The sequence below is a fragment of the Micromonospora sp. IBHARD004 genome (assembly GCF_052814115.1).
The window spans coordinates 1,645,163-1,669,624 of the sequence record NZ_CP199934.1; the positions used below are offsets into that span (position 1 = coordinate 1,645,163).

The window sequence follows — 24,462 nt, forward strand, 5'->3', positions numbered from 1 at the left end:
GGTCGGCCGGCGCGCCCGGGGGCCGATCTGGCAGGCTGGTAGCCGTGCTGACGGTGCCGGTACGCCAACTGGGGGAGTCGGAGCGCCGCGCGGTCGAGCGGCTGCTCGACCTCGACCCGTTCGCGGGCGCGCAGGTGGCCGAGCGGGTGGCCGCGCGCGGGCTGGCCTGGTGGCGGGCCGACGGCCGGATCCTGGGCTACGGCGCCCGGCGCAGCCTCGAGTCGATCTGCTGGCTGGGCGGCAACCTGACCCCGGTGCTCGCCACCGAGTCGGCGGTCGCCGCCTTCGCCGACCAGCTCGGCACCGAGGAGCGGATCTGCTCGTCGATCGTCGGGCGGGCCGACGCCGTGCTCGGCCTCTGGGACCGCCTCTCCGGGCAGTGGGGGCCGGCCCGGGACGTACGCCCCAACCAGCCGCTGCTGGCCACGGACGCGCTGCCGACGGTGGCGGCCGACCCGGAGGTGCGGCAGGTGCGCGGCGGTGAGATCGACCGGCTCTTCCCGGCGGCGGTGGCGATGTACACCGAGGAGGTCGGGGTCTCGCCGCTGGCCGAGGACGGCGGGCGTGGCTACCGGCGGCGGGTGGCCGACCTGGTCCGCGCGGGCCGCGCGTACGCCCGGTTCGTCGACGGCAAGGTGGTCTTCAAGGCCGAGCTGGCCGTGGTGACCCGGCGCACCGCCCAGGTCCAGGGGGTCTGGGTGGCGCCGGAGTGGCGGGGTCGGGGGATCGCGACGGCGGCGATGGCGGCGGTGGTCCGGGACGCGCTGGTCCGGGTCGCGCCGACGGTCAGCCTCTACGTCAACGACTTCAACCTGCCGGCCCGTCGGGTCTACGAACGCTGCGGCTTCCGGCCGGTCGGCACGCTCGCCACCGTGCTCTTCTGAGCCGGGCATGGCCGGGATCACGCTCCGCTGAAGTGCGCCGAACCGGACGTACGGCGTTATGCTGACCATGTTTTTGTACTGACTGGTCAGTTCAATGAAAGTCGGGATGGGCGATGAAGATCGTCGAAGCCAGCGGGCTGGGTCTGCGGACCCGCCGGGGCTGGGTGTACCGGGACGTCGACCTCACCGCCGAGGCCGGCGAGCTGCACGCGGTGACCGGGCCGCCCGGCAGCGGACGTACCTCCCTGCTGCTCGCCCTGGCCGGCCGCTTCCCGCACACCGACGGGGAGCTGCGCCGGCGCGGCCCGGCCGCGCTCGGCCAGGTCGCCGGGGTGCACGAGCCCGACCCGACGCTGACCGTGGCCGAGCACATCCAGGAGCGGCTGCTGCTGCTCGGGCCGGTGCCGCGCCGCCGCCGGCAGCTCGTGCCGGTCGCCGCCGTCCGCGCCCGCCGGGCGTACCGGCGGGACGCCTTCGCCGCCGCCATCGCCGGCGCCGGCTCCACCGACACCCCGCTCGACCCCGACCGGTACGGCCGCGACCTCACCCCCGTCGAGCGGCAGGTGCTCGGCCTGGTGCTGGCCAGCCTGAGCGGCCCCAACCTGATCGTCGCCGACGACGTGGACGCCGGCTCCGACGCCCCCGAGCGGCAGTGGATGTGGGCCGCCCTGGCCCGCCTCGCCGACCAGGGGTACGCCGTGATCGTCAGCGCCCGCGCCGTCGAGCCCGGCAGCACCGCGATCACCCACCGGATCGGCGACCCGACCCTGCCCGCCCGTACCGAGCTGACCCTGCCCCCGGCCGCCCTCGTCGCCCCCCGGGCGGCCCAGGACCAGACCCCCGAGGTGACCGCATGAGTGTCGTTCGTCTTGCGCTCTTCGAGCTGCGCCGGATGACCCGGGGCCGGCTGCCGCGCGCCGCGCTCGCCGTCCTCACCGTCATCCCGCTGCTCTACGGCGCCCTCTACCTCTACGCCTTCTGGGACCCGTACGGGAACCTGGACCGGATCCCCGTCGCCCTGGTCAACGCCGACCGGCCGGCGAAGGCGAGCGACGGCACCGAGGTGCACGCCGGCCGGGACCTCACCGACGAGCTGATCGACCGCCGGGTCTTCGGCTGGACCGTCACCGACTCCGACGACGCCGCCGCCGGCCTGCGCAGCGGCCGCTACCACCTGGTCTTCTCCATCCCGGCGGACTTCTCCGCCACCCTGGCGGCCAGCCCCGAGCCGGACCAGCCGGCCCGCCGGGGCGAGCTGAAGGTGGTCAACGACGACGCCACCAACTACCTCTCCGGGCTGCTCGCCCGCTCCGCGTTCAGCGAGATCCGGGCCGCCGCCGCGGAGAGCACCGCCGCGTCGTACTTCGACAAGATGCTGATCGGGTTCACCGACGCCAAGGCCGAGACCGGCCGGGCCGCCGACGGCGCCGGGAAGATCCACGACGGGCTCGGCGCCTCCGGGGACGGCGCCGGGAAGATCGCCGACGGGCTGGACGCCTCGGAGAACGGCGCCGGGCAGCTCGCGGCCGGCCTCGACACGTCCGTGCAGGGCGCGGCGAAGCTGGCCTCCGGGCTCGACCAGCTCTACACCGGCGCGGCGCAGCTCGCCGACGGCACCAACCGCGCGGCGACCGAGACCCGGGCCGCCGCCGCCCAGGTGGACGCGGCCGCCGACAGGTACGAGCCGCTGCTGCGGGACAACGCCGAGGAGATCGGGCGGGCCGCCACCCTCGTCCACGAGGGCGCGCAGGCGCTCGCCGACGGCATCGACGCGCTGCCGGCGAAGGCGGACGACGTGGTGACCCAGGCGGAGCAGGTCCGCGACCGCCTGGACGCGCTGGTGGAGGCCCACCCCGAGCTGGCCGACGACCCGAACCTGGTCGCCGCCCGGCAGGCCGCCGACAAGGCCGTCACCGCCGCCGGGGCGGTCGTCGCCACCCTCGACAAGACCGACCTGGCCGGGCTGAAGGAGCAGATGACCGAGGTCGCCGCGACCGCCCGCGAGGTCGCCGCCGCCGCGCCGCACCTCGCCGACGACGTCGCCGGCGCCCGGGCCAAGGTCGACCAGCTCGCCAGCGGGCTCACCACCCTCGCCGACGGCAGCGCCAGGCTGCGCGACGGGCTGGGCGGCGCGGCGGACGGCGCGGACCAGCTCCGCGGCGGGCTGTACCGGCTCGCCACCGGCGCCCGTCAGCTCGACGGCGGGCTGGCCCAGCTCAGCAGCGGCAGCGACCGGCTCGCCGACGGGCTGACCAGGCTGGAGGGCGGCGCCGGCGACCTCGCCGACGGGCTCGCCGCCGGGGAGAAGAAACTGCCCGGGTACGACGACGCGGAGAGCCGCGCCGACATCCTCGGCGACCCCGTCGGGCTGATCCGCAACTCGCAGCACCCGGCCGACTCGTACGGCGTGGGCTTCGCCCCGTACTTCCTCGCCCTGGCGCTCTGGGTCGGCGCGATGATCACGTACATGCTGCTGCGGCCGGTCAACCGGCGGCACGTGATGTCCGGCGCGCCCGGCTGGCGGGTCGCGCTCGCCGGCTGGCTGCCCGCCGCGGCGATCGGGCTGGCCCAGGCCGGGGTGCTCTTCGCCGTGGTCACCCTGGTGCTCGGCCTCGACCCGGTGCACGGGGCGGCCACCCTCGGCCTGCTGGCGCTGACCTCGCTCGCCTTCACCGCGATCATGCAGCTGCTCGGCGCGGCGCTCGGCCCGGCCGGCCGGCTCGCCGCGCTGGCCCTGCTGATGCTCCAGCTCACCTCCTCCGGCGGCACCTACCCGGTGCAGACCTCGCCCGGCTTCTTCCAGGCGATCCACCCGTGGCTGCCGATGACGTACGTGGTGGCCGGGCTCCGGCACACCATCAACGGCGGGCCGGCCGGACCGGTGCTCACCGGGGCGCTCGTGCTCGTCGCGTTCGGGGTGGGCGCCCTGGTGCTCACCATCGGCGCGACGCGCCGCTCCCGCCGGCTCACCCCGGCCAAGCTGCACCCCGAACTGGCCATGTGAGGATGCTCATGGGCCGGACGGCGGTGACGCGGGGCTCCGGCACGGGCCGGGGTTGTCGACGGGGAGGACGAGTGACGGACGGACGGTCGCGGCGGCGGGAGGACACCCGCCAGCGCCTCTTCGTGGCGGCGGTGGAGCTCATCGCCGAGCGGGGCTTCTCGGCGACCACCGTCGACGACATCGCGGCCCGCGCCGGAGTGGCGAAGGGGACCGTCTACTACAACTTCGAGTCCAAGACGGTGCTCTTCGAGGAGCTGCTGCGGCACGGCATCGGGCTGCTCACCGCCGACTTCCGCGCCGCGGCGGGCGGGCTGCCGCCGCGCGAGGCGCTCGCCGCCCTGGTCCGCGCCGAGCTGGAGTACATCCGCCGGTACCGGGCCTTCGCCCAGCTGCTGCTCTCGGAGATGTGGCGGACCAACCGGGAGTGGCAGCAGACCCTGCGGCTGCTGCGCGGCGAGGCGATCGAGGTGATCGCCGAGACCGTCCGGGCCGGGGTGGCCAGCGGCGACCTCCCCGCCGACCTGGACGTCCGGACGGCCAGCTCAGCGCTGTTCGGCGTCGGGCTGGTGGTGGCCGTGGACTGGCTGGTCTTCCAGCCGGAGCGGCCGATCGAGGACGTGCAGGAGGCGCTGCTCGGCATCGTCCGCCGGGTCGCCCAGACCTGAGCGCGGGCGGCGGCCGGTGGTCGCCGTCACGGAGCGGGGCGCGGTAAATGCGTTGAGCGGTCGCGGTCGGACGACAAGGCTGGGGGCACCGCCCCGCCCACCCGAGTCCGGAGGACCGTCCACATGCGCCTGCTCCGTGATCTCTGGGCCACCGCACCGCGCCGGATGGCGGTCGTCGTCCTGCTGATCCTGGTCGGCGCCGGTGGCCAGGCCGCCGCCTCGGCGCTGGCCGGGCCCGTGCTGGTGCACCGCTCGGCGGGCTGGTTCGCGGCCCTGGCCGTGGCGCTGGTCGCCGCCGTGCTCACCGACCTCGCCGTCGGGCTGCTGATGGCCGGGCTGACCGCCGACTGGTCCGCCGACGTCCGCCGCCGGCTCTGCCGGGTGGCGCTCGGGCAGGACCTGCCCACCCTGGAGACCACCCCCGTCGGCGAGCTGCTCGACCGGATCGACAACGACGTCTACCAGGTCGCCGCCGAGATGCGGAACACCGGCGTCCGGCTCGTCCAGGGGCTCGCCGTCTGCCTGCTCGCCACCGCGAGCGCGCTGATCGTCTGGTGGCCGGCCGGGATCGGGATGGTCGTGCTGACCGCGCTGCTCGGCGTGCTGCTGCGCCGCCCCACCGCGCGGATCGCCCCGGCCCGGATGGCCGAGGAGGAGGCCTGGTCCGACCTCGCCGCGGTGATGGAGGAGGCGGTGCACGGCCAGGACGACGTCCGCACCAGCCTGGCCCGGCCGTACGTGCTGCGGCTCTACGCCCGGCGGGCGGCCGAGGTGATCGCCCGGGGCGGCCGGGTCTTCCGGCTCTCCGCCCGGGTCACCGCGCTCGCCGCCGGGTGCATCCGGGTCGGCATCGCCGGCGTGGTGCTCGGCGGGGCGTGGGCGCTGGCCGCCGGCCGGATCGACGGCGCCCGGCTCACCGCGATCTGGCTGCTCGCGCTCGCCTTCGGCGCGACCGTCGAGCACATCGCCCGCTGGGTGCCGCACCTGCAGTACGCGCTCGGCGCCTGGGCCCGGGTGCAGCTGCTCTCCGGCGCCCGGCAGGAACCCGCCGGCGGCGCCGCCCCGGCCGACGGCGACCTGACCGTCCGCGGGCTCACCTTCCGGTACCCGTCCGGCGGGGACGAGCGGGGGCCGGCGCTGTGCGACATCCGGCTCACCTTCGCCCGCGGCCGGTCGTACGCCCTGGTCGGGCGGACCGGGTCGGGCAAGTCCACGCTGGCCAAGGTGCTCACCCGGGCCGTGGACGTGCCGCGCGGCACCGTCTTCCTCGGCGACACCGACCTGGTCGACCTGGACGTCGAGGCGCTGCGCCGGTGGATCGCCGTGGTGCCGCAGCGCACCGAGATCCTGGCCGGCACCCTCGCCGAGAACGTCGCCCTCTTCGACTCCGACCTGCTCGACGACGCCACCCGGGCGCTGGCGGAGCTGGGGCTGGCCGGCTGGATCGCCGAACTCCCCGACGGCGTGGACACGAAGCTCGGCGAGGGCGGGCACGTCCTCTCCGCCGGGCAGGAGCAGCTCGTGGCGTTCGCCCGGATCCTGGTCCGCGACCCGCACGTGGTGATCCTCGACGAGGCCACCGCCCGGCTCGACCCGGTCACCGAGACCCGGGTCCGCCAGGCCACCGAGCGCCTGCTCGCCGACCGGATCGGCATCATCATCGCGCACCGGCTCTCCTCGGTGCGCCGCTGCGACGAGGTGGTGGTGATGGCCGACGGCGCGGTGCTGGAGGCCGGCCCGCTGCGCGAGTCGGAGCGCTTCGCCGAGCTGCTGGCGACCAGCCACGCCAGCGCGTACGCCGCCGCCGGCGCCGGGCGCGGCGGGGTGGACCTGCTGCCCGGGTCCGACGAGCCGTGGGACGACGGCGAGCCGGTGTCCGCGCCGGCCGGGGCCGCCCGGCCGGCCCCGGTGGTCGTACCGAAGAGCGACCCGCCGCCGCTGCCCCCGGCGCCGCCCGCGCGGACCATGCGGGAGATCCTGCGGCTGGGCACCAACGACCCGCGGTACGGCCTGGTCTCCGTCAGCCTCTTCGTGGTGATGACGCTGCTCGGCCTGGACGGCTCGGTGCTGCCGTGGCTCTGGGCCGACGTGGTCGGCGGGGGCGACCCCTGGCTGCCGGCGCTGGGCATCGTCGCCGCGCTGCTGGTCGTCCTGCCGCTGCCTTACCTGACCAACCTGTGGTTCCCGCAGTGGTGGATCCGGCAGATGCTGCGGATCAGCCTGCGGCTGGTGCACGGGCAGACCGGGCCGCGCCGGGTCAGCGGGCACACTCCGGCCGAGGTGGTGGCCCAGGGCGGCGACACCGACCGGGTGGTGCAGCTCGCCGACAACCTGATGGACCAGTTCATCTCGGTGGCGATCGTGGTCACCATGACCGTGGTGACCGGCAGCGTCGTGCCGGGGCTCTTCTTCGCCGGGACGATGCTGGTCTCCGGGCTGGCGGCGACGCTGTTCGGGCCGCGGCTGGAACGCACCGCCGGGGGCACCGTGAAGGCCCGGGCCGCCTTCGCGACCGCCCTGGTCTCCTCGCTCTCCGCCGCCCGCACGGTGAAGCTCGCCGGAGCCACCCGCCCGGTGCTGCACCACCTGGCGGCGCTGGACACCGTCCGCAGCGACCGGCAGCGCCGGGAGATCTCCATGCAGGTGTGGGCCCGGTCCACCCCGTCGCTGGTCAGCGGCCTGCTGCCGATCGGCGCGTGGGCGCTCTACCTGGCCGGCGGGCTCTCCGCCGGCGCCACCCTGGTGGCGGTCTCCACCCTGGGGGCGGCCCGCTGGTTCGCCTGGACCACCGCCTCGCTGGTCTCGCACTACCCGTCGGCGCGGGTGTGGACCCGGCGGACCGTGGCGATGGCCGGGATCGGGGAGTACTCGGCGTCGGTGCCGGGCGTCGACCTCGCCGCCGGCACCGCGCCCGCGCCCGAGCCGCCGCCGCGCCACCCGCTGCGCCGGCTCGACCTCACCGGCTTCGGGGCGCTGCACACCGACGGCACCCTCGCCGTCCGGGACGTCGACCTGACCGTCGAACGGGGGCAGCTGGTGCTGGTGGTGGGCCCGGTCGGCTCCGGCAAGTCCTCGCTGCTGCGGGCCCTCGCCGGCATCGTGCACCACACCGGCACGCTGCGCTGGAACGAGGATCCGGTCACCGAGCCGGAGCTGTTCCTCCGCCCCGGCCAGGTCGGGTACGTCAGTCAGCTGCCCCGGGTGCTCTCCGGCACGGTCGCCGACAACATCGCCCTCGGCCACCAGGTGGACGCCGCCGACGCGGTGACGACGGCGCAGCTGGAGCACGACCTGGCCGCGGCCGGTGGCGGGCTGGGGCTGCTGATCGGGCACAAGGGCACCCGGCTCTCCGGCGGGCAGCTCCAGCGACTGGCGCTGGCCCGGGCGCTCGCGCCGCGCACCGAGCTGCTGATCGCCGACGACGTCTCGTCGGCGCTGGACGTCACGACCGAGCTGGCGCTCTGGGCGGCGCTGCGCGATCGCGGGGTGACCGTGGTCGGGTCGACGTCCAAGCGGGCCGCGCTGGTCCGCGCGGACCACGTGGTCGTCCTGCGCGACGGCACGGTCGCCGCCCAGGGCCCCTGGCGCGACCTGGAACCCCACTGGTCCCACCTGGCCGGCTGACCGCGCCGCGGGGCGGGCGGGGCGGGGTCAGAAGGCGCGGGCGTACTGGTGCGGCCAGTGGGGTTCGGCGGTGAGCTTGGCGGCGGCGCGGCGGGGCCAGTAGGGGTCGCGGAGCAGCTCCCGGCCGAGCAGGACCAGGTCGGCCTCGCCGGCGGCGACGATCTGCTCGGCCTGCTCCGGCTCGACGATCAGGCCGACCGCGCCGGTGAGCACGCTCGCGTCGCGGCGGATCCGCGCGGCGAGCGGCACCTGGTAGCCGGGGCCGACCGGGATGCTCGCCCCGGCGGAGGCGCCGCCGGAGGAGGCGTCGACCAGGTCCACCCCGGCGGCGGCCAGCTCGCCGGCGAGCACCACGCTGTCCTCGACGGTCCAGCCACCCTCGACCCAGTCGGTGGCCGAGATCCGGGTCAGCACCGGCACGGACTCGCCGACCGCGGCGCGGACCGCCCGGGCCACCTCCAGGGTGAGCCGCATCCGAGCGGCGCGGTCGCCGCCGTAGCCGTCGTCCCGGTGGTTGGTCAGCGGGGAGAGGAACTCGTGCAGCAGGTAGCCGTGCGCGGCGTGGATCTCCACCGCGGCGAAGCCGGCGTCCAGCGCCCGGCCGGCGGCGGTGGCGAACGCGGCCACCACGCCCGCGATCCCGGCCTCGTCCAGGGCGGTCGGCTCGCGGTAGTCGGGCAGGAACGGCTCGCTGCCCGGGCCGACCGGGGTCCAGCCGCCCTCGGCGTCCGGCACGCCGCCGCGCCGCTCGGCCCACGGCCGGTGCGTGGCGGCCTTGAACCCGGCGTGCGCGAGCTGCACGGCCGGCACGGCGCCCTGCCCGGCGATGAACGCGGTGATCGGGCGCCAGGCGTCGACGTGCGCGCCGGACCAGAGGCCGACGTCCTGCGGGCTGATCCGGCCCTCGGGGACGACCGCGGTGGCCTCGGTGACGATCAGACCGGCGCCGCCGACGGCGCGGGAGCCGAGGTGGACCCGGTGCCAGTCGGTCGGCAGCCCGTCCGGGCCGGCGCTGTACTGGCACATCGGAGCCATCGCGACCCGGTTAGGCAGCGTGACGCCGCGCAGGGCGAGCGGGGTGAACAGGGCACTCATGCGGTGATCCTCCTCGAACGCGACAGCGAGGAGGGCGCGGGGTGCGCCCTCCTCGCTGTCGGTGGATGTCAGGCCGGGACGGGAGCCAGCTCCTGGGCGGACCGCGCCTCGTCGGCGTCGACCAGCTCGCGCTTGCCGGCGGACTCGTACGCGGCCCGGTCGAGGGTGCCCTCGCGGGCGGCCACGATGGTCGGCACGAGCGCCTGACCGGCCACGTTGGTGGCGGTGCGGATCATGTCCAGGATCGGGTCGATCGCCAGCAGCAGGCCGGCGCCGGCCAGCGGCAGGCCCAGCGTGCTCAGGGTCAGGGTGAGCATCACGATCGCACCGGTCAGGCCGGCGGTGGCGGCCGAGCCGACCACCGAGACGAAGGCGATCAGCAGGTAGTCGGTCACGCCCAGGTCCACCCCGAAGACCTGCGCCACGAAGATCGCGGCCAGGGCCGGGTAGATCGCGGCGCAGCCGTCCATCTTGGTGGTGGCGCCGAACGGCACCGCGAAGGAGGCGTACTCGCGGGGGACGCCGAGCCGCTCGACGGAGCGCTGGGTCACCGGCATGGTGCCCACCGAGGAGCGGGAGACGAAGGCCAGCTCGATGGCCGGCCAGGCGCCGGCGAAGAAGCGCAGCGGGTTGAGCCGGCCGGCGGCGATCAGCAGCACCGGGTAGACCACGAAGAGCACGATCGCGCAGCCGACGTAGACGGCGGTGGTGAACTTCGCGAGCGGGGCGACCAGGTCCCAGCCGTACGCGGCGACGGCGTGGCCGATCAGGCCGAGGGTGCCGATCGGGGCGAGCCGGATCACCCACCAGAGCGCCTTCTGCACGATGGCCAGCACGGAGCGGTTGAACTCGACGAACGGCTCGGCGGCCTGGCCGACCAGCAGCGCGGCGGCGCCGACCACCAGGGCGAGGAAGACGATCTGGAGCACGTTGCCCTCGACGAACGCGCCGACCGGATTGGTGGGCACGATGCCGGTGAGGAAGTCGGTCCAGGAGCCGGTCTTCTTCGGCGCGGCGGCGCCGGCGACGTCCAGGGTGACCCCCTTGCCGGGGTCGGTGAGCAGGCCGAGGCCGATGCCGATGCTCACCGCGATCAGCGCGGTGATGCCGAACCAGAGCAGCGTCTTCAGCGCCAGCCGGGCGGCGTTGGCCACCCCGCGCAGGCTGACCACGCTGACCACGATGGCGGTGAAGACCAGCGGCGGGACGGCCAGCTTGAGCAGCTGGACGAAGAGGCCGCCGACAGTGTCGAGGGTGCTGGCCAGCCAGCTCAGGTCGTTGGCGCGGGCGAGGAAGCCCAGCGCCACGCCGAGGACGAGGCCGAGCAGGATCTGCACGGAAAAGGGGATCTTGCGCAAGGCGGAAGCCATGAGGATGCGTCCAAGGGTCTGGGGGTCGAACGGGGCAGCGTCAGGAGAGCGGCTGCGCCGGACAGACGCCGCTGGCCTGCAGTCGGAGGTCGACATACAGGCGCACGGTGAGGTGCCAGACGTTGGTCATCGCCTGCCGACGCTACTCCCAGCCGATCCACAGGTGGAAGGAGTGATCGGCGTGACGATCCTTACACGTCCGATTCCCGGCCCGGTGCTCCGTTCGTCACGGTCGGCGCCCGGGCCAGGCCGAGCGCGGTCGCGGTGGCCAGCCCCCAGCACGCCGCCACCGCCAGCAGCAGCCGCTCCAGCACACCCACCAGCCCGCCGCGCCCCACGGTCAGCATCGCCACGGCGATCGCGGCGGAGCACGGCAGCGCCAGCGCCGCGCCGAGGCCGGCGATCCAGCGCAGCGGCGGATCGGCGGCCGGGGAGCGGAGCAGGGCCAGCATCGCGAAGACCACCGAGGCGGTCGCCGCGATGCTCGCGCCGCCGTGCACCAGGTCGGCCACGGTGGTCGTCTCGAACGGCGGCAGCGGGCAGCCGGCGCTGCACGTCACCGCGCCGGAGAGCAGCGTGAGGACGCTGCCGGCGGCGAGCAGCGCCCCGGCCACCCGCAGTGCCGTGGGCAGCGCCACGGCGAGCAGCAGCAGCGCCGCGGCCAGGGCGAAGATCCCGATCCGGTACGCCGCGGCGTACCGGCTGTCGGTGACGCCGGCCTCGCTGACGTACCCGGTGGGGCCCGGACCCGGACCGGCGACCACGGCGACGGTCACCGCGACCGCGCCCGCCAGGGTGCAGCCGGCGGCGGCCGACGCGGCGGCGACCCGGCCCAGGCCCCGGTCAGCCACGCCCGTGCGGCGTGGTCCAACCGGACAGGGCCGGCCCGAGCGGCACGATCCCGGTCGGGTTGATCTCCCGGTGCGTGCCGTAGTAGTGCCGCTTGATGTGGTCGAAGTCGACCGTGTCCCCGAAGCCCGGGGTCTGGAACAGGTCCCGGGCGTACGCCCAGAGCACCGGCATCTCGGTCAGCTTCTGCCGATTGCACTTGAAGTGCCCGTGGTACGCCACGTCGAAGCGGACCAGCGTGGTGAAGAACCGCACGTCCGCCTCGGTGATGGTGTCGCCCATCAGGTAGCGGCGGCCGGCCAGCCGCTCCGACAGCGCGTCCAGCCGGGCGAAGAGCGCGAGGTACGCCTCGTCGTACGCCTCCTGCGAGGTGGCGAAGCCGCACCGGTAGACGCCGTTGTTGACGTCCCGGTGGATCTCCGCCATCAGCGCGTCCAGCTCCGGCCGGAGCTCCACCGGATACAGGTCCGGGGCGTCCGGCTTGTGGAACCGCCGCCATTCGGTCGAGAAGTCCAGGGTGAGCTGCGGGTAGTCGTTGGTGACCACCCGACCGGTGAGCGTGTCCACCAGCGCCGGCACGGTCACGCGGCCGGTGTAGTCCGCGTCGGTCGCCAGGTACGCCTCGGAGAGGAAGCCGATGCCGAGCACCGGGTCGAAGCCGTCCGGGTCGAGGGCGAACCGCCAGCCCCGCTCGTCCCGGATCGGGTCGACCGTGCCCAGCGAGATGACGTCCGCCAGCCCGAGCAGGCCGCGCACGATCCGGGCCCGGTGCGCCCACGGGCACGCCCGGCACCAGATCAGCCGATAGCGGCCGGCCTCCAGCGGCCAGCGGTCCTGCTCGTCCGGCCCGCCGCCGGGCGGGGACGTCGAGTGCGGGGTGACCCGACCGGTGAACCGGTTGGGCTGGCGGACGAACTCCCCGCTGCCGGCTGTCTCTGCGCTGAACTGGGCCCGGGCCATGCCGTCAACCTATCCGCTCCGGACGCGGATATCCTGGCGCCGGGCGTCCCCGTGACCCGGCGGACGCCGCTGCCCGAGCCCCTTCCCACCCCCGAAGGACAGCGCCGATGACCGTGGCATACCTCGTGGCCGGAGTCCGCACCCCGATCGGCCGGTACGCCGGCGCCCTAGCCGGCGTACGCCCCGACGACCTCGCCGCGCACGTGATCCGCGAACTGGTCGCCCGCCACCCCGCGGTGGACTGGGCCCGGACCGACGACGTGCTCCTCGGCTGCGCCAACCAGGCCGGCGAGGACAACCGCAACGTGGCCCGGATGGCGGCGCTGCTCGGCGGGCTGCCCGAGGAGGTCCCGGGCAGCACCGTCAACCGGCTCTGCGGCTCCGGCCTGGACGCCCTGGCCACCGCCGCCCGCTCCATCGTTGCGGGCGAGGCCGACCTGGTGGTCGCCGGCGGGGTGGAGAGCATGAGCCGGGCCCCCTTCGTCATGCCGAAGGCGACCACCCCGTTCTCCCGCGCCGCCGAGGTCTACGACACCACCATCGGCTGGCGGCTGGTCAACCCGCTGATGAAGCGGGGCTGGGGCACCGACTCGATGCCGGAGACCGCGGAGAACGTCGCCGCCGAGCACGGCGTCGACCGGATCGCCCAGGACGAGTTCGCCTTCCGGTCCCAGCAGCGGGCCGCCAAGGCGCAGGCCGACGGCCGGTTCGCCGAGGAGATCGTGCCGGTGACCGTGCCGGCCGGGCGTCGCGAGACGAAGCTGGTCGAGGTCGACGAGCACCCGCGGGAGACCTCGCTGGAGAAGCTCGCCGCGCTGCCCACCCCCTTCCGCGAGGGCGGCACGGTCACCGCGGGCAACTCCTCCGGCGTCAACGACGGCGCGGTCGCCCTGCTGGTCGCCTCCGAGGCCGCCGTGTCCCGGTACGGCCTCACCCCCCTCGCCAGGATCAGCGGCGCGGCGGCGGCCGGCGTACCGCCGCGGGTCATGGGGATGGGCCCGGTGCCGGCCACCCGCAAGCTGCTCGACCGGCTCGGCCTGGGGCTCGACGCCGTCGACGTGATCGAGCTGAACGAGGCGTTCGCCGCCCAGTCCGTCGCGGTGCTGCGGGAGTTGGGCCTGCCCGAGGACGCCGAGCACGTCAACCCGAACGGCGGCGCGATCGCCCTCGGCCACCCGCTCGGGGCCAGCGGCGCCCGGCTGGCGCTCACCGCCGCGCTGGAGCTGCGTCGCCGGGGCGGCCGGCGGGCCCTCGCGACCATGTGCGTCGGCGTGGGGCAGGGCATCTCCCTGCTGCTGGAGTCCGCCGCCTGACCAGCGGCCGGTCCGCCGCCCGCGCCGGGCGGCGGACCATCGCCCGCCGGTGTCGAAAAGTCGATCTCCCGTCGATTGACGGACGCGCCTAGAGTGGTCAGCACCACACGATCCGCGGGTCGGCCGGTGTCGCTTCCGCGTGCCCCCGCGCGCCCGGGCATCGCTGCCTCCCGCGCCGCGGCGACGAACTGGGGCGACGTGATGCAGATGCCGGACGGACTTCCCGCCGAGATCGATCTGACCCGGCCGAGCGCGGCACGGGTGTACGACTACTTCCTCGGTGGCGCGCACAACTTCGAGATCGACCGGCAGCTCGCCGAGCAGATCGCGAGCATGACCCCGAACCTGGCGGCGACCATGCGCTCGGGCCGGGAGTTCCTGCGCCGGGCCGTCCGGGCCCTCCTCGACGCCGGCATCGACCAGTTCCTCGACATCGGCTCCGGCATCCCGACCGTCGGCAACGTGCACGAGGTGGCCCAGGCGGCCGACCCCAAGACGCGGATCGTCTACGTCGACATCGACCCGGTCGCCGTGGCGCACAGCCGGGAGCTGCTCGCCGGCAACGACCTCACCGCCGTGCTCCACGCCGACCTGCGCGAGCCGGCCCGGATCCTCGCCGAGGCCCGGGAGTCGGGCCTGATCGACTTCGGCCGGCCGGTCGGCATCCTGCTCGCCGGGGTGGTCCACTTCATCCCGGACGCCGGCCGCCCCGGGGACATCCTGGCCACCCTGCGGGCCGCCGCCGCGCCCGGCAGCCACCTGGTCATCTCGCACTCCACCTTCGAGGACCAGCCGCAGGAGATGCTCGACGCGCAGCGGCTGTCGGCGCGTACCGACACCGAGATCACGCTCCGTTCACGCGCCGAGATCAGCTCCTTCTTCGGCGACTGGACGATCCTCGAACCGGGCGTGGTACACATGCCGCTCTGGCGGCCGGACTCGCCGTCCGACGTGGACGAACACCCCGAGCGGCTCGGGGCCTTCGGCGGCGTCGCCCGGCACGACCAGCCCGCCGGCTGAGCCGACATGTACGCCGCGCCGGCGCCCGGCGGGGAGGACTTCAGCCGGCCGGGCGCCCGGGCGTACGCCGCAGAGTGGGCTCGGGCGGTCCGCCGGCTCGGTTTCGTGCCGCTGAGCGCGGTCGAGACCGAGCGACTGCTGATCGTGCACACCGTACGGCTGGCCAATGCCCTCCTCGCCCCGACGTTCTCCGCGCAGGCGGCGGAGAACGTCGGGCGGGGGCTGGTGGAGGCCCACCTCACCGAGCCCGGCGTGCGCGACTGGTCGGTACGCGCGCTCGGCGACCACTTCGTGGCCCGGGTGCTGCCCGCCCGGGCGGAGCGGCCCGAGGAGCGGGAGCGGGTGGCGGCGTTGCAGGGCGGGCTCTCCGCCGGCTTCGCCCGCGCGCTGCGCGACCGCACCTTCAGCCAGCAGGAGCGGATCGCCCGCTCGGCCTGGCAGGCCCGGGACGCGGTCGAGCAGGCGCTGCGGGACAGCGAGGCCCGGTTCCGCGCGGTATTCACCGGGGCGGCGATCGGGATCGGCATCGCCGGCATCGACGGCAGGATCCTCGACGTCAACCAGTCCTTCGCCGACATGCTCGGCTACCCCATGGAGGAGCTGCGCGAGATCAACGTGGCGTCGCTCTTCCACGCCGACGACGCGGCCGGCATGTGGGAGCTGTACCAGGAGCTGATCGAGGGCAAGACGGACAGCGCCCGGGTGGAGAAGCGCTACCACCGCAAGGACGGCAGCGTCGTCTGGACCGACCTCGCCGTCTCGCTGATCCGGTACGACGACGGCCGGCCCCGGTTCACCGTCGAGATGATCGAGGACATCACCGAGCGGTACGAGCTCCAGCAGCGGCTCCGCTTCCAGGCGCTGCACGACCCGCTCACCGGGCTGCCCAACCGGACGCTCTTCTTCGAGACGCTGGGCGGGGTCTTCGACACCGCCGGCGAGGAGCAGCGGGTCGGCATCTGCTTCCTCGACCTGGACGGCTTCAAGGCGATCAACGACAGCCTCGGCCACGACCTCGGTGACCTGCTGCTGACCGTGATCAGCCGGCGGCTCGCCGACTGCGTCGCCGGGCGCGGCCACCTGGTCGCCCGGATGGGCGGCGACGAGTTCGTCATCCTGGTCGACTCCGGCGGCGGCCTCGACGACGCGGTGGAGGTGGCCGAGCTGGCGCTGGCCGCGGTCTCCGCCCCGGTGCACGTCGGCGACCAGCAGCTGGCCGTCTCGGCGAGCATCGGCATCGTGGAGTGCCCGGCCGCGGAGACCAACGTCTCGGAGCTGATGAAGGCCGCCGACACCACGCTGTACTGGGCGAAGGCGGAGGGGCGCGGCCGCTGGGCGGTCTACGACCCGGAGCGCAGCGCCGCCGACATCGCCCGCTCGGCCCTGGCCGCCGGCCTGCCGGCCGCGCTGGACCGGGGCGAGTTCGTGCTGCACTACCAGCCCATCGTGTCGCTGCTGGACGGCACGATGCTCGCGGTGGAGGCGCTGGTCCGCTGGCAGCACCCGGAGCTGGGGTTGATCGGGCCCGACCGGTTCATCGGGCTGGCCGAGGAGACCGGGCTGATCGTCCGGCTCGGCGCCTGGGTGCTCCGGCAGGCGTGCCGGGACGCGGAGGGCTGGCGGCGGGCGTACCCGGACGCGCGGCTGGTGGTCAGCGTCAACCTGGCCGCCCGGCAGGCCGACGACCCGGCGATCGTGGACACGGTGGCCGAGGCGCTGAGCCGGACCGGGCTCCCGGCGGAGCTGCTGCAACTGGAGCTGACCGAGAGCGCGGTGATGGGCACCGCCGGGGAGCCGCTGCGGTCCCTGCGGGAGCTGGCCGACCTGGGCGTCCGGCTCGCCATCGACGACTTCGGCACCGGTTACTCCAACCTCGCGTACCTGCGCCGGCTGCCGATCCACTGCCTGAAGCTGGCCGGCCCGTTCGTCGAGGGGATCCGGGCCGACGGGGCGGACGTCGCGGCCGACCACCGGGACGAGCGGATCGTCGACGCGCTGGTCCGGCTGGCGCACGCGCTGGAGCTCTGGGTCACCGCCGAGGCGGTGGAGACCGAGGCGCAGGCCGAGCGGCTGCGGGCACTGCGCTGCGACACCGGGCAGGGACGCTGGTTCGGCGCACCGGTCCCGGCCCCGCAGATCCGCGCCCGGCTCGCCGGCGGGGAGGAGGCGGCATGAGCCTGAGCGACACGCAGGCGGTGGTCTCGGTGGTGGCCGCGCTGGCCATCCTGGCCGGGCTGGCTGGGGTGGTGGTGCCCGGGCTGCCGGCTCTACCGCTGTGCTGGGGCGGGGTGCTGGTCTGGGCGCTCTTCGGCGAGGCCGGGCCCGGCCGCTGGGCGGTGCTCGCCGCCGCCACCGTGGTCGCGGCCGGAGGCACGGTGGTCAAGTACCTCTGGCCCGGGCGGAACCTGAAACGGACCGGCGTGCCGACGTCGTCGCTGCTGGCCGGGGGCCTGCTGGGGTTGGTCGGCTTCTTCGTCATCCCGGTCGTCGGCCTGGTGATCGGCTTCGTGGGCGGGGTGTGGGGGGCGGAGCGGCTGCGGCTGGGCAGCAACCAGCTCGCCTGGCCGGCCACCGTGCAGGCGCTCAAGGCGGCCGGACTGTCCATGCTGGTCGAGTTCCTCGCCGGCCTGGTGATCGCCGCCCTCTGGATCGCCGGCCTCCTGCTCACCTGACCCCGCAGGGTATCGGGTCGATGGCTTCGAGGTTCCAGATGGGCAGCCGCCTGCAGGAGCTCAGTGGAGAGACGACGCTCTGGATCGTCGCCATGAATCTGGACGTCCTGTCGGGCTACACCCTCTGGGGTGGCGATGACCCCGACCGGTTCCTGACGGTGGAGGATCGGCTGGTCCCAACGCCTACTCGCCCGAGGTGACCGATGGAGACGAGAGCGGGCTCTACGACTTCGCCGGGACTCTCGAGGCGATCCGCGAGCGCGAGGTTCTCTATGCCCCACACTCCGGAATGGCGGCGGACTGCCTGGGGGCTGCTCTCGATCTCGGCCTTCAGTTCGGTGAGGACTCAGTGGGATGTCAGTTGGCGCGGCACGGTCCGCTGGATCAGCTCTATCGGGCGGTGTGGAAGGAAATCGATGAGTCGGCACTCGATTACCTCGAATGCGAGGCGGCGCTCGTCCGCTTGATCGAGTGGATTGAGGGCCTGGCCCGGTAGGGCTCACGGTGCGTGGCGTGGTGCGGCGGCGCGGGGTGCCCGGAAGGTACGACGGATCGCCGTACGGGTGAGAGAGAGGTTGCGCACCCCGCGCCGTCGCGGACCGGGCGTTGCCGAGCGCCCGGCGGTAGGCCCGTCGCGATCGGGCCTCGTCACGGGGTCAAGGATGCGGCCGGGAGGGCCGGACCGGCAACGGAATTAGCCGCGGCGGCGGTGAGATTCCCACGGCCGTCGTATTGACCCCCTTGATCGACGGGACCACACTTTGCCCACTCGTACCGGGGATTCACCTCGAGGAGGTGTGTAGTGGCCACGACGCCCGCGCCGACCGCCGAGCAACCGATGGACGACGACGCCCGACGGCTCGCCGAACTCGGTTACCGGCAGGAGCTGCACCGCAAGTGGAGCGGCTTCTCCAACTTCGCCATCTCGTTCTCGATCATCTCGATCCTGGCCGGCTGCTTCACCACCTTCGGCCAGGCGTGGAACAACGGCGGGCCGGTCGCCATCTCCTGGGGCTGGCCGCTGATCTCGCTGTTCATCCTGATCATCGGCTTCTGCATGGCCGAGCTGGTGTCCGCGTACCCGACCGCCGGCGGGATCTACTGGTGGGCGGCGACGATGGGCCGGCCGGTGCACGGCTGGTTCACCGGTTGGCTCAACCTGATCGGCCTGGTCGCGGTCACCGCGTCGGTGGACTACGGCTGCGCCACCTTCCTCAACCTCACCCTGTCCGCGCTCTTCGACGGCTGGGCGGGGACACTGACCCAGGCGTTCGGGCTGTTCGTGGTGATCCTGGCCCTGCACGGGCTGATCAACATCTTCGGCCACCACATCATCGACGTCCTGCAGAACGTCTCGGTCTGGTGGCACGTGGCCGGCGCGGCCGTGGTGGTGGCGATCCTGCTGTTCGTCCCCGACCACCACCAGAGCTTCCAGTTCGTCTTCACCGAGCGGTTCAACAACTCCGGCTTCGGCGACGGCGACACCGGCGGGCTCACCTTCTGGTTCTACGTGCTGCCGCTGGGCTTCCTGCTCACCCAGTACACGATCACCGGCTTCGACGCCTGCGCGCACGTCTCCGAGGAGACCCGCGGCGCCTCGCAGGCCGCCGCCAACGGGCTCTGGCGGTCGATCTTCTATTCGGCGATCGGCGGCTGGATCCTGCTGCTGGCCTTCCTCTTCGCCGCCACCGACGTGGACGCGATCAACGCCGCCGGCGGGTTCTCCGGGGCGATCTTCGAAACCGCGCTGACCCCGTTCTTCTTCAAGGCGGTCATCATCATCTCCACCATCGGCCAGTTCTTCTGCGGGATGAGTTGCGTGACGTCGATGTCCCGCATGACGTACGCGTTCAGCCGCGACCGCGCGGTGCCCGGCTGGCGGCTCTGGTCCCGGGTGAACCGCAACGGCACCCCGGTCAACGCGATCATCGGGGCGACCGTCGCCGGCCTGGTGCTGACCCTGCCCGCGCTCTACAAGAACTCGGCCGGCATCCCGGTCGCCTTCTACGCGGTGGTCTCGGTCGCGGTGATCGGGCTCTACCTGTCCTTCCTCATCCCGATCTTCCTGCGGCTGCGGATGGGGGACCGGTTCGTCCCGGGACCGTGGACGCTCGGCCCGAAGTACAAGCTCCTCGGCTGGATCGCGGTGGTCGAGATCGCGATCATCTCGGTCTACTTCGTGCTGCCGATCGTCCCCGCCGGGGTGCCCGGCAACCCCGACTTCAGCTGGTCGGCGGTGAACTACGCGCCGCTCGCGGTGGGCGGGGTGCTGCTGGGCGTCGCCGTCTGGTGGTACGCCTCGGCCCGAAAGTGGTTCACCGGCCCCCGCCGTACCGTCGACCTGCCGGCGCCGCGCCCGGCGGCGGACGGCGCCCGGGCCGACGAGCCGGCCTGAGACGCGGGTCCGGGCCGGCCGGCCGCCGGCGGGCCCGGACCGCGTCCACCACCCCGGGGGTACGCCCACAGCCGCAGCGGTTCGCCGGCGTCGGTATTGACGCAGGGCGGATCGGGGCGGGTGATCCGGTTTGCCGGGGCGGCCGCAGGGGGCATTGACGATGATCCGCTAGGCCGGTAGACCTTGGTGATGGAGGCTCGCCGATGAGGAAAGCTCCGCTCTCACTGGAAGAACTGCGGGTCGCCATCCGGGGCGGCGAGATAGACACCGTGGTGTTGGCCCTGACCGACATGCAGGGCCGGTTGCAGGGCAAGCGGTTCCACGCCCCCTACTTCCTCGACGAGGTGGTCTCCCACGGCAGCGAGGGGTGCAACTACCTGCTCGCCGTCGACGTCGACATGAACACCGTCGACGGGTACGCGATGTCGTCCTGGGAGCGCGGCTACGGCGACTTCGCGATGAAGCCGGACCTCACCACCCTGCGCCGGGTGCCCTGGCAGCCGGGGACCGCGATGCTCCTGGCCGACCTGGAGTGGCTGGACGGCTCCGGCCCGGTGGTCGCCTCGCCCCGGCAGATCCTGCGCCGGCAACTGGACCGGCTGGCCGCCCACGGGCTGACCGCGTACGCCGGCACCGAGCTGGAGTTCGTGCTGTTCCGCGACTCGTACGAGGAGGCGTGGCGGCGCGGCTACCGCGACCTCACCCCGGCCAATCAGTACAACGTGGACTACTCGCTGCTGGGGACCGCGCGGGTGGAGCCGCTGCTGCGGCGCATCCGCACCGAGATGGCCGGTGCGGGGTTGACCCCGGAGAGCGCCAAGGGGGAGTGCAACCTCGGCCAGCACGAGATCGCCTTCCGGTACGACGAGGCGGTGGCCTGCGCCGACCACCACGTGATCTACAAGAACGGGGCGAAGGAGATCGCCGCCCAGGAGGGCATGGCGATCACGTTCATGGCCAAGCCGAACGCCCGCGAGGGCAACTCCTGCCACATCCACTTTTCGCTGCGCGACCGCGACGGCCGCTCGGCGATGCTGGGGGACGGGCCGGCGAGGCTGAGCGTGACCGGGCAGCGGGTGCTCGCCGGGCTGCTCGACACCATGCGCGAGCTGAGCCTCTTCTTCGCTCCGAACGTCAACTCCTACAAGCGCTACCAGCCCGGCTCGTTCGCCCCGACCGCGCTGCGCTGGGGCACCGACAACCGCACCTGCGCGCTGCGGCTGGTCGGGCACGGGCAGGGCATGCGGGTGGAGAACCGGGTGCCCGGCGCGGACGTCAACCCGTACCTGGCGATCGCCGCGCTGGTCGCCGGCGCGGTGCACGGCATCGAGCGGGAGCTGGAGCTGGGCGACGAGTGCGCCGGCAACGCGTACGACGACCCGACCGCCGAGCGGGTCCCCGCCACCCTCCGCGACGCCCTCACCCTCTGGCAGTCCTCGACGGTCGCCAAGGACGCCTTCGGCGACGAGGTGGTCGCCCACTACGCCAACCTGGCCAAGGTCGAGCTGACCGCCTTCGACGCCGCCGTCACCGACTGGGAACTGACCCGTGGCTTCGAACGCCTCTGACCCCACCGGCATCCCGCGATCTTGCACTTGGGGCCCTCGGTTTGTGATGGTGAGCGGCATTTGTCGGGGCGGCAACTGCAAGATCGCGGGGGAGAGGGGACGGTGGGGGCGTGAGTGAGGTCAGGAACCCGGCGACGGGGAAGGTTTTGGGCGAGGTGGTGGGGGCCACCGGGGCGGAGGTGGATGCGGCGATCGCGCGGGCGGGGGGCGCGTTCGAGGCGTGGCGGAAGGTCGGGCCGGGGGACCGGGCGCGGGTGTTGCGGCGGTTCGCGGCGGTGGTGGACGCGCATCTGGAGGAGTTGGCGCTGCTGGAGGTGCGCAACTCCGGGCACACCATCTCCAACGCGCGGTGGGAGGCGGGGAACGTCCGGGACGTGCTCGACTACTACGCGGGGGCGCCGGAGCGGCTGACCGGGCAGCAGATCCCGGTGCCGGGCGGGCTCGACGTCACCTTCCACGAGCCGCTCGGCGTGGTCGGGGTGATCGTGCCGTGGAACTTCCCGATGCCGATCGCCGGCTGGGGCTTCGCCCCGGCGCTCGCCGCCGGCAACACCGTCGTCCTCAAACCCGCCGAGCTGACCCCGCTGACCGCGCTGCGCCTGGGCGAGCTGGCCCTGGAGGCCGGCCTGCCGGAGGGTGTTCTCACCGTGCTGCCGGGCCCGGGCAGCGTGGTGGGGGAACGGTTCGTCAGCCACCCGGCGGTGCGCAAGGTCTGCTTCACCGGCTCCACCGAGATCGGCACGCGGATCATGGCCGGCTGCGCCGCCCAGGTGAAGCGGGTCACCCTGGAGCTGGGCGGCAAGTCCGCCAACCTGGTCTTCGCCGACGCCGACCTGGAGCGGGCGGCGGCCAGCGCGCCGTACGCCGTCTTCGACAACGCCGGGCAGGACTGCTGCGCCCGCTCCCGGATCCTGGTCCAGCGGCCGGTGTACGACCGCTTCCTGGAGCTCCTCGAACCGGCCGTGCGCGCGTTCCGGGTGGAGGACCCGGCGGCGGAGACCGCCGAGATGGGTCCGCTGATCTCCGCCGCGCACCGGGACCGGGTCGGCGGGTACGTCGACGGCGCGAAGGTCGCCTTCACCGGCGCCCGCCCCGACGGCCCCGGCTTCTGGTACGCCCCGACGGTGCTGCTCGCCGACTCGCCGGCCGACCGGCACTGGCGGGAGGAGATCTTCGGCCCGGTGGTCTCGGTGCTCCCGTTCGACGACGAGGCCGACGCGATCCGGCTGGCCAACGACACCGAGTACGGTCTCTCCGGCTCGATCTGGACCCGCGACGTGGGCCGGGCGATCCGGGTGGCCCGGGCGGTGGAGTCGGGCAACCTCAGCGTCAACTCGCACTCCTCGGTGCGCTACTGGACCCCGTTCGGCGGGATGAAGCGCTCCGGCCTCGGCCGTGAGCTGGGCCCGGACGCGCTGCACGCCTTCACCGACGTCAAGAACGTGTTCATCTCGACAGAGGAGTGACCGCAGTGCAGGGACGGCTACAGGACCGGGTCGCCGTGGTGACCGGAGCGGGCAGCGGGATCGGGTTGGCCACCGTGCGGCGGTTCGCCGCCGAGGGGGCCCGGGTGGTCTGCGTCGACATCGACCCCGAGGCCGGTAAGCGGGCCGCCGACGAGGTCGGCGGCGACTTCGTCGCCTGCGACGTCGCCGACGAGGCGGCCGTCCGGGACCTCTTCGACGGGGTGGTGGCGCGGCACGGACGGGTCGACGTGGCGTTCAACAACGCCGGCATCTCGCCGCCGGACGACGACTCCATTCTGGAGACCGGGCTGGACGCCTGGGAGCGGGTGCTGCGGGTCAACACGACCAGCGTCTACCTCTGCTGCAAGCACGTCATTCCGCACATGCGCCGGCAGGGCAAGGGCTCGATCATCAACACCGCCTCGTTCGTCGCGCTGATGGGCGCGGCCACCTCGCAGATCGCGTACACCGCGAGCAAAGGCGGGGTGCTGGCGATGACCCGGGAACTGGGGGTGCAGTTCGCCCGGGAGGGGATCCGGGTCAACGCCCTCTGCCCCGGCCCGGTCGCCACCCCGCTGCTGCTGGAGCTCTTCGCCAAGGACCCCGAGCGGGCCGCCCGCCGGCTGGTGCACGTGCCGATGGGCCGGTTCGGCCAGCCGGAGGAGATCGCCGCCGCGGTGGCCTTCCTGGCCAGCGACGACTCGTCGTTCATGACCGCCGCGCAGTTCGTGGTGGACGGCGGAATCACGGGCGCGTACGTGACCCCGCTGTGAGCCGGCCGCTGATCGGGATCACCGCGTACGTCGAGCCGGCCGGCTGGACGGTGTGGCGGGACGTGCCGGCGACGCTGGTGCCGCAGGCGTACGTCCGGGCGGTCACCGCCTCCGGCGGCCGGGCCGTGCTGCTCCCCCCGGACGACCTCGACGCGGACGTGGTCGGCGTGCTCGACGGGCTGCTCCTCGCCGGCGGCGCCGACGTCGGCCCGGAGCGGTACGGCCAGCCGCCCGATCCGCGTACCGAGAGCCGCCCCGACCGGGACGCGGGCGAGCTGGCCCTGCTCACCGCGGCGCTCGCCGCGGACCTGCCGGTGCTCGGCGTGTGCCGGGGGATGCAGCTGCTAGCGGTCGCCCACGGTGGCGCGCTGCACCAGCACCTGCCGGACGTGGTGGGTCACGACGGGCACCGGCCGGCGCCCGGGGTGTACGGCGCGCACCCGGTGCGGTTCGCCCCCGGCAGCCTGGCCGGGACGGTGCTGGCCGGGGTGGACCGGGTCAACTCCTACCACCACCAGGCGGTGGCCGACCCGGGCGATCTGGCGGTCACCGGGTGGGCCGACGACGGGGTGGTGGAGGCGCTGGAGGATCCGCGGCGGCGTTTCCTGCTGGGCGTGCAGTGGCATCCGGAGAACGACCCGGACCCTCGCCCGGTGGCCGCCCTGATCCGGGCCGCGGGTGTCGGCCCGCGCTGACCGTCGAAAATGTAGCCCAGATCACATTGTCGCGGTTACGGCGAGCCGTGATCCGCGCCGGTCCGGTGCGGCCCTGGCCCGGCGCGCTCGCCGAGCGCCGGTGGCTACC

20 protein-coding genes are annotated in these 24,462 nt (G+C 74.1%); 16 read left to right on the top strand and 4 right to left on the bottom strand.

Features of this window, described 5'->3' with window-relative positions:
• Window positions 1–44: 44 nt before the first annotated feature.
• The 5 genes from ACTWO6_RS08205 (at window position 45) to ACTWO6_RS08225 (ending at window position 8,177) form a co-directional block, all read left to right on the top strand.
• Window positions 45–884 carry a GNAT family N-acetyltransferase gene (locus tag ACTWO6_RS08205; protein WP_130332977.1) on the top strand — a complete coding sequence of 280 codons (840 nt, stop codon included), beginning with the start codon at window positions 45–47 and terminating at the stop codon, window positions 882–884.
• A gap of 113 nt (window positions 885–997) precedes the next feature.
• Complete coding sequence (locus ACTWO6_RS08210) at window positions 998–1,741, top strand: ATP-binding cassette domain-containing protein (RefSeq protein WP_446219054.1); 744 nt, start codon at window positions 998–1,000, stop codon at window positions 1,739–1,741.
• A complete protein-coding gene (locus ACTWO6_RS08215; protein ID WP_446219055.1) occupies window positions 1,738–3,888 on the top strand; it encodes a YhgE/Pip family protein in 2,151 nt (716 codons plus the stop codon). The genes ACTWO6_RS08210 and ACTWO6_RS08215 overlap by 4 nt, the downstream gene beginning before the upstream one ends.
• A gap of 71 nt (window positions 3,889–3,959) precedes the next feature.
• Window positions 3,960–4,553, top strand: coding sequence for a TetR/AcrR family transcriptional regulator (locus ACTWO6_RS08220; protein WP_446219056.1), 594 nt, complete (start codon window positions 3,960–3,962; stop codon window positions 4,551–4,553).
• 123 nt (window positions 4,554–4,676) lie between these two features.
• Window positions 4,677–8,177 (top strand): ATP-binding cassette domain-containing protein, encoded by a 3,501-nt coding sequence (locus tag ACTWO6_RS08225; protein WP_446219057.1) that lies wholly within the window; start codon window positions 4,677–4,679, stop codon window positions 8,175–8,177.
• A gap of 27 nt (window positions 8,178–8,204) precedes the next feature.
• On the opposite strand, the gene ACTWO6_RS08230 is transcribed toward ACTWO6_RS08225, so the two are convergent.
• From ACTWO6_RS08230 to ACTWO6_RS08245, 4 genes are all read right to left on the bottom strand, one after another.
• Complete coding sequence (locus ACTWO6_RS08230; protein WP_446219058.1) at window positions 8,205–9,272, bottom strand: NADH:flavin oxidoreductase/NADH oxidase; 1,068 nt, start codon at window positions 9,270–9,272, stop codon at window positions 8,205–8,207.
• A gap of 68 nt (window positions 9,273–9,340) precedes the next feature.
• On the bottom strand, window positions 9,341–10,630 hold the full coding sequence (locus ACTWO6_RS08235; protein ID WP_446220587.1) for a dicarboxylate/amino acid:cation symporter: 1,290 nt from the start codon (window positions 10,628–10,630) through the stop codon (window positions 9,341–9,343).
• A gap of 203 nt (window positions 10,631–10,833) precedes the next feature.
• On the bottom strand, window positions 10,834–11,493 hold the full coding sequence (locus tag ACTWO6_RS08240; RefSeq protein WP_446219059.1) for a DUF998 domain-containing protein: 660 nt from the start codon (window positions 11,491–11,493) through the stop codon (window positions 10,834–10,836).
• Window positions 11,486–12,451, bottom strand: coding sequence for a glutathione S-transferase family protein (locus tag ACTWO6_RS08245; RefSeq protein ID WP_446219060.1), 966 nt, complete (start codon window positions 12,449–12,451; stop codon window positions 11,486–11,488). Before ACTWO6_RS08245 ends, ACTWO6_RS08240 begins: the two co-directional genes overlap by 8 nt.
• Before the next feature lie 107 nt (window positions 12,452–12,558).
• On the opposite strand from ACTWO6_RS08245, the gene pcaF reads away from it, so the two are divergent.
• From pcaF to ACTWO6_RS08300, 11 genes are all read left to right on the top strand, one after another.
• On the top strand, window positions 12,559–13,764 hold the full coding sequence (gene pcaF / locus ACTWO6_RS08250) for a 3-oxoadipyl-CoA thiolase (protein ID WP_446219061.1): 1,206 nt from the start codon (window positions 12,559–12,561) through the stop codon (window positions 13,762–13,764).
• Window positions 13,765–13,965: 201 nt separating this feature from the next.
• Window positions 13,966–14,784 carry an SAM-dependent methyltransferase gene (locus ACTWO6_RS08255; protein ID WP_446220588.1) on the top strand — a complete coding sequence of 273 codons (819 nt, stop codon included), beginning with the start codon at window positions 13,966–13,968 and terminating at the stop codon, window positions 14,782–14,784.
• Window positions 14,785–14,790: 6 nt separating this feature from the next.
• A complete protein-coding gene (locus ACTWO6_RS08260; RefSeq protein ID WP_446219062.1) occupies window positions 14,791–16,959 on the top strand; it encodes a putative bifunctional diguanylate cyclase/phosphodiesterase in 2,169 nt (722 codons plus the stop codon).
• A complete protein-coding gene (locus ACTWO6_RS08265) occupies window positions 16,956–17,456 on the top strand; it encodes a DUF456 domain-containing protein (protein ID WP_446219063.1) in 501 nt (166 codons plus the stop codon). Before ACTWO6_RS08260 ends, ACTWO6_RS08265 begins: the two co-directional genes overlap by 4 nt.
• Before the next feature lie 38 nt (window positions 17,457–17,494).
• The gene (locus tag ACTWO6_RS08270; protein ID WP_446219064.1) at window positions 17,495–17,656 is read left to right on the top strand and encodes a hypothetical protein; all 162 of its coding nucleotides are present in this window, start codon (window positions 17,495–17,497) and stop codon (window positions 17,654–17,656) included.
• The gene (locus ACTWO6_RS08275) at window positions 17,653–17,952 is read left to right on the top strand and encodes a hypothetical protein (RefSeq protein ID WP_446219065.1); all 300 of its coding nucleotides are present in this window, start codon (window positions 17,653–17,655) and stop codon (window positions 17,950–17,952) included. Before ACTWO6_RS08270 ends, ACTWO6_RS08275 begins: the two co-directional genes overlap by 4 nt.
• A 306-nt stretch (window positions 17,953–18,258) precedes the next feature.
• Complete coding sequence (locus ACTWO6_RS08280; RefSeq protein ID WP_446219066.1) at window positions 18,259–19,851, top strand: amino acid permease; 1,593 nt, start codon at window positions 18,259–18,261, stop codon at window positions 19,849–19,851.
• Between the two features lie 203 nt (window positions 19,852–20,054).
• Window positions 20,055–21,419 carry a glutamine synthetase family protein gene (locus ACTWO6_RS08285; protein WP_446219068.1) on the top strand — a complete coding sequence of 455 codons (1,365 nt, stop codon included), beginning with the start codon at window positions 20,055–20,057 and terminating at the stop codon, window positions 21,417–21,419.
• A 110-nt stretch (window positions 21,420–21,529) separates the two neighbouring features.
• Window positions 21,530–22,885 (top strand): aldehyde dehydrogenase family protein, encoded by a 1,356-nt coding sequence (locus ACTWO6_RS08290; protein ID WP_446219069.1) that lies wholly within the window; start codon window positions 21,530–21,532, stop codon window positions 22,883–22,885.
• Window positions 22,886–22,890: 5 nt separating this feature from the next.
• Window positions 22,891–23,658, top strand: a complete 768-nt coding sequence (locus tag ACTWO6_RS08295) for a 3-oxoacyl-ACP reductase (RefSeq protein ID WP_446219070.1) — start codon at window positions 22,891–22,893, stop codon at window positions 23,656–23,658.
• Window positions 23,655–24,353 carry a gamma-glutamyl-gamma-aminobutyrate hydrolase family protein gene (locus ACTWO6_RS08300; protein ID WP_446219071.1) on the top strand — a complete coding sequence of 233 codons (699 nt, stop codon included), beginning with the start codon at window positions 23,655–23,657 and terminating at the stop codon, window positions 24,351–24,353. Before ACTWO6_RS08295 ends, ACTWO6_RS08300 begins: the two co-directional genes overlap by 4 nt.
• Window positions 24,354–24,462 lie beyond the last annotated feature (109 nt).